General features: G+C 40.6%; 17 protein-coding genes and 1 pseudogene. All 18 read left to right on the forward strand.

The features are described 5' to 3' along the window. Positions 1-62: 62 nt before the first annotated feature. The 18 genes and pseudogenes from DW739_RS14880 to DW739_RS06935 all read left to right on the forward strand — a co-directional run bounded on the left by DW739_RS14880 (position 63) and on the right by DW739_RS06935 (position 16,628). Positions 63-923 (forward strand): contact-dependent growth inhibition system immunity protein, encoded by an 861-nt coding sequence (locus tag DW739_RS14880; protein ID WP_007884653.1) that lies wholly within the window; start codon positions 63-65, stop codon positions 921-923. Positions 924-940: 17 nt separating this feature from the next. Then, entirely contained in the window at positions 941-1,567 is a 627-nt protein-coding gene (locus DW739_RS06845) for a hypothetical protein (RefSeq protein ID WP_007884654.1), read from the forward strand. Between the two features lie 327 nt (positions 1,568-1,894). After that, positions 1,895-2,329 (forward strand): hypothetical protein, encoded by a 435-nt coding sequence (locus tag DW739_RS06850; protein ID WP_007886453.1) that lies wholly within the window; start codon positions 1,895-1,897, stop codon positions 2,327-2,329. 639 nt (positions 2,330-2,968) lie between these two features. Further along, positions 2,969-4,831 carry an ATP-dependent DNA helicase gene (locus tag DW739_RS06855; protein ID WP_347559444.1) on the forward strand — a complete coding sequence of 621 codons (1,863 nt, stop codon included), beginning with the start codon at positions 2,969-2,971 and terminating at the stop codon, positions 4,829-4,831. A 155-nt stretch (positions 4,832-4,986) separates the two neighbouring features. Further along, positions 4,987-6,111: a tyrosine-type recombinase/integrase gene (locus DW739_RS06860; protein ID WP_006426957.1), complete on the forward strand. Its 1,125-nt coding sequence runs from the start codon at positions 4,987-4,989 to the stop codon at positions 6,109-6,111. A gap of 28 nt (positions 6,112-6,139) precedes the next feature. Further along, the gene (locus DW739_RS06865; protein ID WP_118276820.1) at positions 6,140-7,870 is read left to right on the forward strand and encodes a tyrosine-type recombinase/integrase; all 1,731 of its coding nucleotides are present in this window, start codon (positions 6,140-6,142) and stop codon (positions 7,868-7,870) included. Next, positions 7,860-9,359: a tyrosine-type recombinase/integrase gene (locus DW739_RS06870; protein ID WP_006426955.1), complete on the forward strand. Its 1,500-nt coding sequence runs from the start codon at positions 7,860-7,862 to the stop codon at positions 9,357-9,359. Before DW739_RS06865 ends, DW739_RS06870 begins: the two co-directional genes overlap by 11 nt. Further along, a complete protein-coding gene (locus tag DW739_RS06875; RefSeq protein WP_006426954.1) occupies positions 9,352-9,717 on the forward strand; it encodes a DUF6262 family protein in 366 nt (121 codons plus the stop codon). The genes DW739_RS06870 and DW739_RS06875 overlap by 8 nt, the downstream gene beginning before the upstream one ends. Before the next feature lie 140 nt (positions 9,718-9,857). Beyond that, entirely contained in the window at positions 9,858-10,601 is a 744-nt protein-coding gene (locus DW739_RS06880) for a hypothetical protein (RefSeq protein WP_006426953.1), read from the forward strand. Positions 10,602-10,688: 87 nt separating this feature from the next. Beyond that, a pseudogene (locus DW739_RS06885) lies at positions 10,689-10,907 on the forward strand (flavodoxin); the annotation flags it as partial. A gap of 192 nt (positions 10,908-11,099) precedes the next feature. Continuing rightward, entirely contained in the window at positions 11,100-11,729 is a 630-nt protein-coding gene (locus DW739_RS06895) for a TetR/AcrR family transcriptional regulator (protein ID WP_118637806.1), read from the forward strand. Then, positions 11,726-11,920 carry a cysteine-rich KTR domain-containing protein gene (locus tag DW739_RS06900; protein ID WP_118742817.1) on the forward strand — a complete coding sequence of 65 codons (195 nt, stop codon included), beginning with the start codon at positions 11,726-11,728 and terminating at the stop codon, positions 11,918-11,920. Before DW739_RS06895 ends, DW739_RS06900 begins: the two co-directional genes overlap by 4 nt. Positions 11,921-12,087: 167 nt before the next feature. Then, the gene (locus DW739_RS06905; RefSeq protein WP_118742818.1) at positions 12,088-12,594 is read left to right on the forward strand and encodes a hypothetical protein; all 507 of its coding nucleotides are present in this window, start codon (positions 12,088-12,090) and stop codon (positions 12,592-12,594) included. A gap of 21 nt (positions 12,595-12,615) precedes the next feature. Beyond that, positions 12,616-12,744, forward strand: coding sequence for a PF20097 family protein (locus DW739_RS15120; RefSeq protein ID WP_243023744.1), 129 nt, complete (start codon positions 12,616-12,618; stop codon positions 12,742-12,744). Between the two features lie 208 nt (positions 12,745-12,952). Continuing rightward, positions 12,953-13,468, forward strand: a complete 516-nt coding sequence (locus tag DW739_RS06915; protein WP_347560985.1) for an N-acetyltransferase — start codon at positions 12,953-12,955, stop codon at positions 13,466-13,468. Positions 13,469-13,629: 161 nt separating this feature from the next. Next, on the forward strand, positions 13,630-14,034 hold the full coding sequence (locus DW739_RS06920; RefSeq protein WP_118742819.1) for a hypothetical protein: 405 nt from the start codon (positions 13,630-13,632) through the stop codon (positions 14,032-14,034). Between the two features lie 348 nt (positions 14,035-14,382). Continuing rightward, positions 14,383-15,129 (forward strand): YoaP domain-containing protein, encoded by a 747-nt coding sequence (locus DW739_RS06925; RefSeq protein ID WP_118293979.1) that lies wholly within the window; start codon positions 14,383-14,385, stop codon positions 15,127-15,129. 314 nt (positions 15,130-15,443) lie between these two features. Next, positions 15,444-16,628 (forward strand): AI-2E family transporter, encoded by a 1,185-nt coding sequence (locus DW739_RS06935; protein ID WP_118742820.1) that lies wholly within the window; start codon positions 15,444-15,446, stop codon positions 16,626-16,628. Positions 16,629-16,630: the final 2 nt, after the last annotated feature.

Below are 16,630 nucleotides of genomic sequence, written 5' to 3' on the forward strand. Positions count from 1 at the left end.
AAAGTAAATAGCTTAAGGGGAATATTTTATTCCCCTTAAGTAATAGAGAGGAGAAAACGGATATGATTTCTGTATATTATAATCAAAAATATGGTTTCTTAATTGTGCCTAATGCCATTGAAAGGTTTATGGGATGTTATATTTCTATCGAACCTACAATTGAAATTATGGCTGAAGAAACAATAGATAAGATAGGCTGTGCAATTAGAAAAGGAATAAAAATTGCAGAAAGTTCCCCAAAAGTAGACGAATCTCAATTAAACAATTTTTGGAAACAAACAAAATATAAAAGTTTTCCAACATTTTCCAAGAATTATCAAAGAATTGATTTGAAACAAAATGGAGATGAATTAGAAATTAGAAGATGGGAACGGAATAATAGAGGGGGATATTCGCGAAAAACGGAAGAAAAAGATTATATTAATTTTATAGAAATGTCGGATTATGAATTGGGCTTGTTTATAAAAAAAATGTTTGAACCATGTGAAATTAGAATTGATGAAACAGAAAGATTTGAAACATTAGAGGGGAAAATAATTAGTTATTCGATTCCAAATGAGCATTATAAAAATATTGGTGATGGTCATACAGATTCTTATATGACATATAGAAATGAAGATTATGATAAGTTGTATATTTCTTTTTTGATAGGTGATGGAACTGATTGTACAGATGAAGTAAGCATAAAAAATCATTACAAAAAAATATACAAGCAAATGTCGAATATTAAATTTGAAAGTAAATGTAATAAAAAATATGTACATTTTTTAACAGAAAATGGAGAAGTATTGCTGAGTTTTATTGATAATGGTTATGTGGAGTTTTTTATGTGCATTCCATATAATATTGAAAGAAAAGTTCAAAAGGAGTCAATAGAACAGTATTTAAAAATGTTATTTTCGATAAAAATTGAAGATAAATAAAGCGTGAAGGAGAGAATATGCAAAAGAAGAATTGTGTTTTGTGCATAAGTATAGGAATTATAGTATGTATATTGTTATCAGCTTGCTCCAGACAACCAGACTTTGATGCCAAATCCTACGTCCAAAGTTCTCTTGATGCACACTATCATGGAGAATATAAGGACTATGCGAATCTGTTAGAAATCTCGGAAAAAGATGCCAAGAAAGAAATCGAAGAGGATTTTAATGAGAGTATCCAACAGCAATTTGATGATTCCGATAACATTACGGATAAAGGAATTGCTGATTATGCGGAAAAACTGACAGAAGTAAAGAAACTGGCAAAATACAAAGTACAAGATGTGAAAGAAGAGGATGGAGTCTATACAGTAAGTGTACAAGTTGAACCATCCAATGTATTTCAGACATTGCAACAAAGCTCTACAGAGGTAAGCAATGAAAAAATAAAGCAGGGATTGGATGGAAATGATCCGGAAGTCTTTGCAGCTGTATTAACAGAAAGTGTCCAGAAGAGTCTTGAAAAGAACAGATATGGAAAAGCTGTTACTGTAAACGTATCCGTGGAAAAAGATAACTCAGGAAAATATGGTCTTTTGGATACAGAGATGAATAAGTTGGAAGCAGCGATGTTCCCAACAGAATAAGAATGAATGGAAAGCTATCAGAGGAAAAAAACTGGTAGCTTTCTTTTAAACTCCAAGACAAGAAAACTTGTTAAAAAAGCTATTGTAATAGTAGAAAAATTATAATAAATAATGAATGACAAGAGTCTTTTATTCATTATGAGAAAAAGAAGGAATCTCCTATGAACCAACAAGAAATATTCACGTAAGATGGAAAAAAGTGCTGTAATCGAAGAGGTTGCAGCATTTTTTTCTTCGACATTTTTCGAACATTATAACGTACCTATCCGGTCACCGCCATGCTCCGATTTGATTTCTATATCAAAAATCAGATCGGAGGAAAGATAAATGGCTTATAACAAGACAAGTGAAGAACGAAAGTGGAATTATTGGAAAGAACAGGAAGAAAAGAAATTGCGTGAACTGGGAATGGAAGAAGAGAAGATCCAAAAGCTGCGCCAGATGGACAGGGAAGACTTTCTGGAAGAGCGCAGATACCGGGAACATCTGGATGAAACGATGCAGGATATGGATTCCATAAAAGAAAAGGACAGCGAGCTGTTTGCAAGGGATGTAAAGGAGCTTCTGGATCACATAGGTGATAAGCGAATCTATGAACTATTGAAAGAAACGGAGCATCAGACACTGGAAATCCTCTTACTCAGTACATGGGGATATTCTGGAAGAGAAGTTGCTAAGATTATGGGAATGGCAGAACAGACGATTTATACCAAAAGAAACCGTTTGAGAAAAAAATTAAAAAATTTATCAAAAATTGAATAATTATGGCGTTTTTCGTCGGCTATTTAATAGGCAGGTAAATTTTGCCAGTGTACTTTGACAACCTCATACCAGCATTACAGGTACGTTCCCGTAAGTAGAAGCGTGGCAGGAAGACGCGAGGACAGATGAAAAGGGCATGGAAGAAATTAGACCAGAAAGTGAGAGGCAGAGTTCTTTTGTGGCGTTTTCGTTTCGAGCGAATCATCTTTAACTGAAACAGGACCGTGGCGGTCTTTTGCGAGGATCACTTACGAGGGGATAATGATACATAGGAACTGCCAGTGAGCAGAGGATGGACTTTGGGTTGTAATCAGCAAGACTTTTAGAAAATCCGTGAGCGGTGCAATGCCAAGCATCCGCCTGTAATGTTCCCGTAAGGCAATGGGGGAGTCGAGGACAAATACAACGCCAAAAATCAAAAGTATAAGAAATCAAGGAAGAATGTGTCGTTGATATCAGATACATACGGCTGTAGGGAGAAATCCTTTACAGCCGTATTGATGTGATATCAGCACGCATATCAGGTAACAAATTATGTATTACACAAGAGAATATCTCAATAGAGCGCATCGAGAAATTGATACTATTTTCCGAGTGCTGTTCCCGGAACATGGAATGGCAGTAAGGGAAGAACAGATTATGTTATGCCACAAAATGCTGGATAACCTGCTGGGAAGAAACATAGCACTGTGTGACGCGGGTGTCGGTATCGGCAAGACGTATGCCTATCTGGTGGCCTGTGTTCTGATGAGAAAATATTCCCTCCTTGCAGAAGGATGTTCCCCTTATGAGCAGCGTCCGGTCGTGATATCCACTTCCAGCATTGCACTCCAGAAAGCAATTCTTACAGAATATATCCCTTTTCTCTCCCGGATTCTTCAGGAGAACGGGACGATTCAGGCCCCTATTAAAGCTGTGATACGAAAAGGGAAAGAGCATTTTGTCTGCGATGAGAGGTTGGAGCACCGAATCGTTGCAATCGAAGAAAAAAACAAAAATGCGTTGCAGAAAGAAGCTCTGCTGTCGTTGAAAGAACATTATGATATGGACGAAGTGTCCAACTTAAGTGGGTTTGACAGAAGGATGGTGAGTGTACCGAAGTTCTGTTCGGGAGACTGCCCGAAAAGAGGCTCATGCAGGTATCAGCAGTATCTGGAGCGTTCCAGAGATCATGAAATGTTCATTCAGATCTGTAATCACAATTATCTGCTGGCTGATGGTTATCACAGGCTGCAGGATTACCGCCCGTTATTAAAAGACTACCGAGCATTGATTGTCGATGAAGCACATAAGCTGCCGGATGCGGCAAAGCAGATGTTTGGGAAGAGCCTCTGTTATGACGATATCCGAGAAATCTGCTTTTATCTTGGGAATGAGTACCAAGGCCCGGAGATAAGAAAACTGTCCGGGACGATCCGGATGGTGCTGGACATCATAGGAGAAAACCACAGAACCAGATATGGGATAAAAGAAGAATTCCACATGACAGAAGAGTGTGCAATGTATTTATATGAGGGGATACAGACCATGAATAAGATCATAGAAAAATTAGAAAAGAAGATTCCAAAGTGGATCAGAAACAAGCTGGAAGAAACCAAAAGTGTGCTGGAATGCTTTTTCCATCAGGATAAGAAGTATGTGCTGCATCTGAAGCAGGACCATGACCACCGGATTATATTGTGTGCATCCAGCAGACGGATTCCACAGTATCTGGACCAGATGTTATGGAGCAGAGGAATGGGAGCGATTCTGACAAGCGGAACTTTAAAAACCGGACAGGGATTTTCCCACATTCGGAAAATGACAGGATTACAGAGAGTGCGGAGAGTCCGGGAATATGTGGCAGACTCCCCGTTTGAATATCAGAAGAACTGTCTGTTATATCTGCCAAAGAATTTGAAGACATGCAGAAGAGAAAGTCAGGAAGAGGCAGAGATGATAGCAGACCATATCCATTCACTGATCTGTTCGACTTACGGGCATACGCTAGTGCTGTTTACATCTTATCATTTGATGGGAAACGTTTACCAGATGTTAAGGGATGAAATTCCGTTCCCGATGATAGAGGTGTGGAGACATTCACCGGAAGAGATCACAAGATTTAAACAGATGGACAATGCTGTCCTTTTTGCAGCCGGCTCCTGTTGGGAAGGAGTAGACTTCCCTGGAGATATGGTATCTTCGCTGATTATAGTAAAACTGCCCTTTGCTGTTCCTGATCCCATCAGTGAAGCACAGAAGAAGGAATATGCCAGCCTGAAAGATTATATTCAGGCAGTGATTGTTCCAGACATGCAGAAAAAACTAAGACAGGGATTCGGACGTGCTCTCCGCACCGAGACAGATACTTGTGTCGTGTCCATTTTAGACGAGCGTGCAGGAGAAGGTGGCAGGTATCATGAGGAAGTAATGTGTGCGCTTCCGAGCTGCAAGATGGCAAAAGATATCAAGGATGTCCAGCACTTTATTCGAAACCGGAAAGGCGTGGAATACTACCTGTAACCGTTCGTGGTTCTGCTACAGAAAAAGCAGATTTTGCACGAAAAGTTTGGTGGTATTTCAAGGGCGTTTTCGGTGGGATTGTTGGTATTGATGAATAGCTATTTCGGCATGAAGTGGGTATACTGTGTATAGCGTTAGAGGAAAGGAGGCAGCTTATGATATACAAGGTGGAAACGATAAAAGATGGAACAGAAAAATATTTTTTCATCAGAAATCTGGAAACAATGAGTATTGAAGAACTGCCAAGTAAATATCTAATGCATAAGATTAAATGTAAACGTTCACCAAATACAGTGAAACGCACAGCATTTTCAATCTGCTATTATATGAAATATATGGCAGAGAAAGAAATGGAACTCACAGAAGTCTATCAGTTAGATTATGAAAAACAGACAGAACACTTTGTGGAATTTTTATACTGGCTTAAAGCCGGAAACCATACAGAGCAAACGGCTGGAGAAAAGAAGTGTCCGAATGAAGGAACCTGCAACGCATACTTAAAAGATGTGTTCAGGTTCTATTTATTTATAGAGGCAGAATATGAACAGTACGGAAGTCTCAAAACCTTATCGTATAACCAGATTATAGCGGTTAATCAGGTGGGAGTAAAAAAGGTACTGCGGAATCATTCTTTTAAAGCCTATCTGAAGGAAGAGGAACATCGTGGGAGAACAGCAAAAGAAAATCAGATTATTACAATTTTACAGGCCTGTACGAACCGAAGAGATCAGCTTCTGTTACTTATGTTAGCAGAAACCGGATACAGAATTGGGGAACTACTGGGAGTAAAATATGTCAAAGATATTGATTATAGGAATCACATGATAAGGGTATGCTTCCGGGAAGATAATGAAAATGAAGCGAGAGCCAAAAATGCGGAATACAGAAGTGCCAAGATAAGTAATGATACGTTTGAATTTCTCATGGATTATCTGGCAAAATATCGGAAAATCCTGCAACATCAGGATTACCTGTTTGTGAATATCATGGGTGAGAACATTGGAAAGCCATTAAGAGTGGACAGTGTATATGATATGTTGGACCGAATGGAAAAGAAAACCGGAGTTAAAATCACACCCCACATGTTACGTCACTATTTTGCAAATATGCGAAAGCAGGCAGGATGGGAACTGGAAATGATCAGTCAGGCATTGGGGCATAAACATTTGGATACGACTATAAAGTATCTGGACTGGCTGGATGATGAACTGATAGAAGCAAGTAATGAGTTTTATGCACAACACACTGCTATTTATGGGGCGGAACGTCTGCTGGAGTAGGGAGGTGTGAGAAATACCTATATATTTATTGCAACAGGCAGAACACATAACAGAATCTGAAGTAGATATTGAGAAGAAAAAGCAGGAACTATATTCAGAAATTGATGCACTTGGAATAAAAAGCGATTCAAGAATTAACAAATTGAAAAAGTTCTTGGCAGATAGAAAAATCTGGCATCTGGAAGAAATGGATTATCCTTTGCGAAATTCGTATGAACAATATTTAAGAGGACAGATACGATCACAAATTGTATCTTTCTATTTGAAAATATATGATACGGTAAAACAACAACATATCTATCAACAAATGCAGACGCTAAATGGAAAGCGGATATATGAATGGAAATATCAAAATAAAATTTATTTTCTGAAGTATTATCCGGAAAAGGAAATAGCTGAGACCTTTGAAACTTCTTATAAAACAAACCTATTGGTGTGGGATTTTACACAAAATTGTTCAGAAGTTTTAAAGAAACAAATTTTTTATACGTTGAGTCGTATCATTGCCAATACTTCAATGTCTAAGGCTTATAGAAATGTCAGGTTAAAATCCTTAAAACTTCTTTATGATTCTTGTGTTCAGTTAAATATTACGGATATTGGATTGCTGGAAATGGAACAAGTGGAAACTATTTTAAAGAATTTTCCCGAAACGAGTCAACGAAGTATTTTAGGTGAATGCAGAAGAGATGCGTTTATGCAGCAGGAACAGATCCAATGGGAAGCAAATGTATGGTATCTGGAACGATTACATCTTGGAAAACATCGGATAGACGAAAGTAAATCCTTAATTAGCATTTCTTTTATGGAAGTCAAGGAAATACAGAATCGAGAAATTTTACAGGCATACATGAAATATGAACTGGGAATTACTGGACAGGCAGTCAGCACGATTGTACGAAGATTTGTATGTATTAGAAATTTTATTGAACTGCTGGAACAAGAAAAGATACTGGCGATTCATGCAACTGTCACAGAAGTAAAAAAGTATGCAGACGGCTTGCGAGAACGGGGAATACAGGCAAAGGGATTTAATGAAAGAATTTTCGGTATCGGTCATTTTTATAAATTCATGGAAGTTAAACAGTATATTACAAGAATGCCATTCCGAATTGAATATTTCCAACAAAAAGAAGTAATAGTACATCATGATCGTAGCGTTGAGGAAACAGTATATATGGAAATTTTGAAAAAATTATATCTTTTTCCAGAGCGATTACGATGTATGTTCCTACATCTGTGGTGTCTAGGATTACGGGCGAGTGAAGTGTGTACATTGAAAGGAAATGCTTATTATCAGCAGGGCGAGGATTATTGGATTCAGGTGTATCAGGTCAAAATGAAGAATTATAAAAGGATTCCAATCCCACAGGCACTTTATCAGATTATGAAAGTATACTTGAAAAAACATGAAATTCAGCCTGAAGAATTCATTTTTAAAAACAGCAGAGGTGGTGCTTGTCTATATGGTACATTCCGAACTCAGATGATAGAAGCGTGCCGGGAAAATAAGATTGCAAATGGAGAATATTTATTTCAATCACACGATTATCGACATACAGTAGCAACTATGTTTTATGACAGTCATGTATCACTGCAAAGTATCAGGGATTATCTTGGACATACTTATGAAGAGATGACAAGACAGTATATTGATTATATGCCGCAAAGGATTGCAAAAGCAAATGATGAGTTCTTTGAAATGCAAGGAAGTAGTTTAGCATCATGGCTAAAGAAAGAGGAAAAAGATGGAAAATGATATTATATACTTCAGCGATTTCCCCAATTTACAAGAAACAGGGACACGTAAGGATAATGGAAAATTTGATTTAACGTTGCTTCCAACGCAAGAATTAAAGGAAGAGTTTCGAGGTTATATTATGTATCGCTGCAAAAACGGAACGTTTAGAGCATTGATTCAGGATCGAACAGCTTATAATCATATTGCAAAGTTTTTGAACAGCAGAATAAATCGGAGAATCAAAAGCCTTGGAGATAGAAATCCAGAAAAATGGATATCACTTTTAAAAGGCTGGATGTTAGAACAGGGAATAACTATTGTAAAAGAAAAGAAGAGTGTGTATGGTACAGTAAGCTATGGCGAAGCAGTGACGATATTATATTTCAGAAACGTACTGAAATTTTTAGGGCCAGAAGATTTACGGGATGAGATAGAAAAAGATGTTTGGGAACTAAAAAATCTGGATATTAAAATCAGATCCAATCCAATTTATAATGTAAAAACACTGGATTTCAGAAAAATATATCAGCCAGATATCAGGGAAGAATGTAAGAAAGCTGTTTATATGAATCTGCAGTATGAAGCAATAGGAACTGTACAGGGAGAATTGACAATAATGAGGATATTCTCAGAATATCTCCAAAAAGAGTATTCCAAAATAAAAAGCTGCAGTGAAATAGACAGAGAAGTGTTGGAAGAATTTTTGATACATCTGTCAACAAAAGATACTTCCCATAGTGCGAATAGTTCTTATGTAATTTCATTAAGACGACAGTTAGAGACAATCGGAAAAATTTACAGCTATGAAAGATTGGAGCATTTATTTATTAATACGGATATTCCACCGGAAGTAAATGCAGAATTTAGAGTGTATTCTGATGATGAAATGAAACGACTGAATGCGGAAATTACACAGATGGATGTACAGATTGCAAGATGTCTTCTGATACATCAGATGCTTGGAACTAGGATATCAGATACCCTTACACTGAGACCAGATTGTCTGACGAGAGAAAATGGCCAAGATATGATTGAAATATATCAAGTTAAAACTAAAAGATATAAAAAACCGATCAGTAAAGAACTTGCAAAACTGTTACAGAGTTCTATTGAATATACACAGGAAAAGTTCGGTGATACAGAATACATATTTGTTAATGAAAAAGAACCTGACCGCCCGATGCAGTATATGGCTATAAAAACAAAAGTCATGTCCATGATACAGGAAAAGCAGTTGAAAGATGATCATGGCGAATTATTCGGGTTTGGAACGCACATGTTCCGGCACTACTATGGCGTCAAACTTACAGAAATGCATCTGGATGACTGGACGATAGCGAGACTATTGGGGCATAAAAGACTGAATAATGTACAGCATTACCGGAAAATGAGCAATCAAAGAATGGCAGACGAAACCAGAGAAGTAAGACAGAGGATGAGTGACATCATATATATGAGTCTGGCAAGATGGGGTGAAGAATATGAGCAAATACGACAAGATGATTGAGGAAAATCAGAGAAAAAGTAAAGAGAAAATTGAACTGGCATTGCAAGCAATACAAGATATGCTGGCAAATAAAGAACGTATCAGCGTTCCAAAGCTGATGAAGAAAACTGGATTGTCGAGAGGATTCTTTTATAAAAATCCAACCGTCCGGGATACATTGAACCAAGCAGTAGAGCAACAGGCCGGAATGATAGATCCAAGAAGAGAAATTCTGAACATGGCGATGGAAAAACAGATTGAACTGTTGAACCAGAAGGTGGCAGCTCTGAGCAGAGAAAATAAGGAACTGAAGAGAAAGAACGAAAAGTTACAGAAGGCATTACGGAAACAGGATTTGAATTTTATTAAGAACTTATAACATTGAAAATAATAAGATGGAAGAGATGTGTGCAGACACATCTTTTCATCGTTGAGGATAAAATATATAGAATGAGAATGGGATTGTTTTATGGTATACTAAAAGTGAAATGCTAACTTTGATATGAGGTATAAAACAATATGACAGAAATACAAATTAAAAATTTAATTAAAGAATATGAAAAAGAATATATTGAGTTTATGGAAATTGAGAAATTACCACAGTATAAGATAGATTTTTTTGAAATTAATGTTGAGGAAAGCGATGCAGCAGGATTCGCTTCAGCCGCCCAAGCTTACTATAATACGAAAACAGATGAACATATATTAAGGATATGCAAAAGTTCGGAAATACCAAGGTATATTGTGTTTCATGAATTTACGCATATTTTAGATACGGAAATGTATGCAAAGCAAGATTCTTGGAAATATATGGCTTTGTCTGGTTATACAGAATATCATGCAGCACAAGTTGAATTGATGATAATGTTAGGAGCAGATAGTATACAAACTCAAGATTTTTCATTTACAGTTGATGTTGAAATAGGTAATAGTACAGTTAGGAATTACCTAAACTCAAGACATCAATTAGTAGTGAATATGATGAATAGAACAGATTTTCCAAGAGATATTGAAGCATTAAAAACAACGGTAGGTGTGCTATATAATTATTTTGGAGTGCGTTCTATATGTAAAATGTATGCGAAAGATTATACTGAAGAAGTGGATAACACAATTATTATTCAGAAACTTTCAAAAGTATTATTTGAAGAGATAAATAGCTTTATGGTTGGATGGTTTAATGAAGCACAAGTAGAGCTGAGCTTTGTGTCATATATGAAAATAATGTGGCCTATGCTTCAAAGCTATTTTGGAAAAGAATGAAAGATAGTAACAGTAAACACAGTTTTGTATACAGTTAAACCCAGTAAAATCAACGCATGAGGGGAACTGGCTACATTTTATAAATTTATCTGGTGGTATGTAGCTCCAACAATTATCAATACATTTTTGGAAGCCTATGATTTCAGCGGTAAAAAGATCGTCCTTTTTGCGACATCCGGTGGAAGTGGATTCGGTAATACTGTAAAAGAATTGCAGCCATCCGCACCAGAGGCTGTTATCACAGAAGGTAGTCTGTTAAACCGCGGAACAAAACAGAAAGTCAGTGAGTGGGTAAATTCTTTATAAACAGCAGTGTTATGGAAGTATACAGAATATAAAAAATAGTACAGACAGCAGGAAGAAATGCGCTTGGCGAATTTGCGCCGGAGTTTGCACATTTTAACGAAAGGGCATAATTTTTTCATTCGTTCTTGACAAGTAACCATTCGGTAACTATAATGAAGTTACCGAATGGTTACTTTGATAAAGGAGATAATTATGGCAGAGGGTACAAAGGAACGGATTTTGAGAACAGCACTGGAACTGTTTGCGCAGAACGGCTATCTGGGGACATCTATGAATGATATTGCAGGGCAGTTGGGAATTACGAAAGCTGCTTTATATAAGCACTATGCCAGCAAACAGGAAATCTTAGATAAGATCGTGGAGCGAATGAACAAGATGGACTATGAGCGCGCTGAGGCGTATGAAATGCCGGAAACGGAACCAGACGGCTTTGCGGAAGCATATCTGCATACACCAATTCAAAAAATTCGCACATACAGCCTTGCCCAGTTTGACCATTGGACAAAGGAGCCGTTTTCCTCCAATTTCCGTAAAATGCTGACGCTGGAGCAATACCGTGATTCCAAGCTTGCACAGCTTCACCACGACTATCTGGCGGGCGGTCCTCTGGAGTATATGGCGGCCATCTTCCGCAAATTGGCAGATTCTGATGAGGAGGCTATGCAGCTGGCGTTGGAATTCTATGGGCCAATGTATCTTCTATACAGTGTCTACGACGGTGCGGAGGAAAAAGAATCGGTTTCGTCCTTGCTGGCGACACATATTGATCGCTTTATTGCCAAGGTTGAGTCTGATTACAGAAAGAAGGGGAGAACAACATGAAAGATGGCGAAGAAGAAAAACGCTGGGTTTTATGCCAGTGGTGCGGTTCCAAGACGCGTTTGCAGATATTGCGGGAAACGGAATTAGTAACTTTTCCTCTATTTTGTCCTAAATGCAGGCATGAGAGTATTATCAATGCAAAAAATTTTATCATTGAAACCAAACAGCTAGACGCTAAGACGCAGTGCTGATCGCAAAGCCGATCATGCGCTGCGTCCTTTTTGTCATAAAAACTTCGTTCTATGACAAAAAACGCTCCGCGGGATGCGCACTTGCGCGAAGAAGAAACATGTCGCAAGCGACTGAGCGAGGCGCCCGAATGTGCCAAGGCACATTCTTTTTCAAAAGGAGGACTACTATGGATGCGATTATTTACACCACCAACACTGGAAGTACCGAGCAGTATGCAAAGCTGCTGGCACAGAAAACTGGACTTCCGACATATTCCCTTGCAGAAGCGAAGAAACGGAACTTTGTCGGAGCTGAAGCTATCTATCTTGGCTGGATCATGGCCGGTTCGGTTAAGGGCTATGCCGAGGCTGCGAAGAACTATCGGGTGTGCGCCGTCTGCGGCGTCGGTATGGGACAAACCGGAACACAGAGAGAAAGCGTGCGGAAAAAGTCAGCGATTCCAGCCAACATTCCGCTGTTCACACTCCAAGGAAATTTTGATATCAAAAAGCTCCACGGCATTTACCGCCCAATGATGAAAATTATGGTCAAAACGGCGGGCAAGAGTCTTGCAAAAAAGAAAGACCGCACGCCGGAGGAGAACGATATGCTGGATATGATGCTTCACAGTGGCGAGCGGGTCAAGGCGGAAAATCTAAGTGCTGTTCTCGACTGGTACAGCACGCAGCAATAAGAATACGAGGAGGGAATGATAATGATGTGTCCGAAATGCGGAAAAGAAATGAGAAAAGGCTATCTGTTCAGCAGCAAGGACGGTGCGTTAAGTTTTGCAAGCGAAGTGCCGAAAATCGTGACGATGGAGATTACGCGGATCATTCTCTAAAGGGAAAAGGCGGCGTATTTTGACGGCAAAAATACAGTATCTGCGTTTGCAATGCAGCACCATGCTGAACTGGCGTCATGCCCGGTGGCGAGCATTGGTTCCATACCGGGGAACAGATGCAGTTTCTGAATCATTGGATCAGAGAATGTAGCTTGAAAAATATCTGCTGACCATACAAAATTTTTGATAAGAGAGAAGGAGAAAAGTTATGTCAGAAAAGAATATTATCATTCGTTTGGAAACGAAAGACGATTACAGAGCTGTCGAAAACCTGACCCGCGAGTCATTCTGGAATGTTTATCGACCCGGCTGTATGGAGCACTATGTGCTGCACTGTTATCGGGTTGACCCGGCATTTGTGCCGGAGCTGGACTTCGTGATGGAGCTGAACGGCGAGCTGATCGGGCAGGTCATCTATGTGCGGTCGGAGATCGACTGTGACGATGGGCGAACCCTACCGATCATGACCTTCGGTCCCATCAGCATAGCACCCGCATACAAGCGGCAAGGCTATGGAAAGCAGCTGCTCGACTATTCCATGGAAAAAGCGAAGAAAATGGGTGCGGGTGCGCTTGCCATTACCGGCAATATTGACTTTTACGGCAAGTCGGGCTTTGTTCCGGCCAAAACCAAGGGTGTGCGCTATGCCGACGATCCGGAGGCAGATTACTTCCTCATCAAGGAGCTGACGCCCAGCTTTTTAGACGGCATCTCCGGCACATAGAAAGATCCCGATGGATATTTTATCTGTGAGAAAGACCCGGAAGGGTTTGAACAGTTTGAAGCCACTTTCCCGGCAAAAGAAAAGCAGAAGCTGCCGGGACAGCTGTTTTGAGCAGGAAAAATAGGTGGTGTAAAAATCATGGCATCCAGTAAAGAGTACTGATGGATTGCTATGGTGATGCTCCCTTGAAAAACGTCGGCTATGCTGTCATCGACCTGGACGGTGATGGGATTGAGGAACTGGTGATCGGTACAACGGAACGCTTTACAGACGAATTTTATGGAAAGTTGATTCTCGCGCTGTACACACGGGATGGAGAAGACACGAAGCACACAGTGTTTCAAAGCATTGCCCGTGACCGTTATTACTACGCCGGAGAGAATAAATTTGCCAATCTCGGTTCCAGTGGCGCAGACGACAGTGTGGACATCACAGTGCAGTATGCAGGTGGTACTCTGACCGATATAGGAATTGTCACAGATCCCGCCGATTATGTCCAGATGGAGCTAACACCCATGAGGGAGTGGATACAGACGATTGGTTTGCCGGGTTGCCCGGATGTCTGATAAGGGAAAAGATGAACAGGCTCCATTTGCAGAAAAACTTTCGTTGGTGGATGAGGCTTATTAAAAACTGTTGACCGGCGAAGCGGAGACACTGCTTTCTTCAGCCGTTATCAATGATACAGAGCGGTTTTGGGCAAATTCTCCGGTAGAGCCAATAGAGGCTATAACTTCCGGTTAGTAGACCAAAAACAGAAAGAATCTCTCAAAGCAAGGATTTTTCTTAATGAAAGCAGTCACGAAATTTTTGCGCGTGTCTCTTGACAAGTAACCATTCGGTAACTATAATAGAGTTACCGAATGGTTACTTTGATAAACGAGATAATTATGGCAGGGGGTACAAAGAAACGGATGAACTATATTCGGATCACAAAAGACAATATTGACAAGGAACATATCTGCTGCGCCATGTCCGGTAAGCAGAGTGTTGTAAAAAAGGAATGGCTGCGGCAGCGCTTTGATGATGGACTTGTTTTCTATCGCAGTGAGGAACGCGGTAAATGCTTTATTGAATACATTCCGGCTGAAAACGCCTGGGTGCCGATTGCGGCAGATGGTTATCTTTACATTAACTGTCTATGGGTATCCGGCTCCATGAAGGGACACGGATACTCAAATGATCTGCTGGAGGCGTGTATCTGTGATGCCAGGGTGCAGGGAAAGAAAGGTATTTGCATTTTGTGCGCGGAGGGCCGAAAGCGGGAATTCCTCGCTGACCCGAAATTCCTTATTTATAAGGGTTTCCGTGTGGCAGACATATCCGACTGCGGGATCAATCTTATGTATCTTTCCATTGAATCGGGGGCACAACCGCCGTATTTCAAGGAATGTGCGAAACATTCGGTGATTGAAGAAGCAGGTTTTGTTCTTTATTACACCGATCAATGCCCATATACCTATTATTGGGTACCAAAGGTGCAGGAGGCGGCAAAGGAACATGGTATCCCGTTCAATGCCATCCACATCACTGACAAAGAATCAGCACAGAATGTACCTGCACCGGTCACGACTTATGCACTGTTTCGGGACGGTCAGTTTCTGACACAGAGTATCCAGTCAGATAAAAAATTCCTGGCGCTGGCAGGTTTACAAAATTGATTTTACTCCGCTATTTTTGTGTCGCTTTTGAGTCGCAACATAAACGCTCCGCAAGGATGCGAAGCATCGTCACGCTTCTGTTTGTCGAACTTTACGGAGATATTGGTGCGATCACCCCAAAGGGTGTTGCGAAGGATACCCCTGAACGCTTTGCGTTGTTCAGTGCTCCGTTTATTCGCCTCTGGATTTGGGTCCTGACACCGTTGTAATACACAATAAAGCTATCGCGCGATTCACAAGGAGTGAGTATAAAGCCCTGCAAAAGTGCTTTCGGATTTAAAAAAGGGATTCCGATACTGACAGAAAGGAAAAACATGGAGAAAAAATTGCAAAATCCAACCTCTAACAAAAATGAAACACCCGCACCGCAGGGAGGCAAATGGCCGGACGAGACGATCATTCGCTATATCATCCGTGCTTTTTTGCTGCTTATTGTATTCGCATGGGCGCTGGTAAACCTTGACGCTGTTTTGTGTTTTCTCGGCAAGGTGCTTGCACTGTTCACTCCGTTTCTGATCGGCGGCGCGATTGCTTTTTTGATCAACGTAGTTCTTCGGCCGATGGAATGCTGCTGGAACAAGGTGTGCCGCAAAGCTCCTGCAAAGCTGACCCGCCCCGTGTGCCTGACAGCAAGCACCGTGCTTATCCTTGGAATTCTATTTGCTGTGGTGTTTATGATGCTCCCCAGCTTGCGGGAATCCGGCGATGAGTTTATCCAAAACATTCCGGTCTATGTGGAGGAAATCGGGCGGTGGTGGGCTGGCGTTGTCCAGTTTGCTGCAAAATATAACATTGTCTTGCCCGAATATGTCATAGACTCTGACCTGTTGATTGAGAAGGTCACCGCCTTGATCAGTGACGAGAAAAGCGGGATTCTCACCGTGACATGGGGTGCGGCAACCTCTGTCCTGTCGGTTTTTGTAGACGTTCTCTTGGGGCTTGTTTTTGCACTTTATCTGCTTGCGAAGAAGGAGGTCGTCGCGGCACATTTGAAAAAACTCATTGTGACAGTCCTTCCGCAAAAGACGGCGCAGCGGCTTCTTAGTATTGCCGCGCTGACCAATCAGACCTTCACAAATTTTGTCAGCGGGCAGCTTACCGAAGCGGTTATCATCGGTGTTCTGTGCTTCTTTGGAATGCTGATTCTTGGGATTCCGTATGCCGGTGCTGTCTCCGCGTTTGTGGCCGTCACTGCGCTGATGCCGATTTTTGGCGCATGGATTGGCGGCGGCTTTGGTGCGTTTTTGATTCTGCTGGCAGAACCTGGAAAGGCTCTGTGGTTCATTCTCTTTCTGATCGTTTTGCAGCAGGTGGAGGGCAATCTGATTTATCCCAAGGTGGTCGGCAAGTCCGTCGGACTTCCTGGACTGCTTGTGCTGATGGCTGTTACGATTGGCGGCGAAGCATTCGGCATCTTAGGGATGCTGTTCAGCGTTCCCGTCTGCGCCGTGCTGTTCAGCCTTTATCTGGAGTTCATGAAGAAAGCAAGCACCCTTTAAGT

The organism is Clostridium sp. AM28-20LB (assembly GCF_003480665.1).
GTDB classification, from domain to species: Bacteria; Bacillota; Clostridia; order Lachnospirales; family Lachnospiraceae; genus Otoolea; species Otoolea fessa.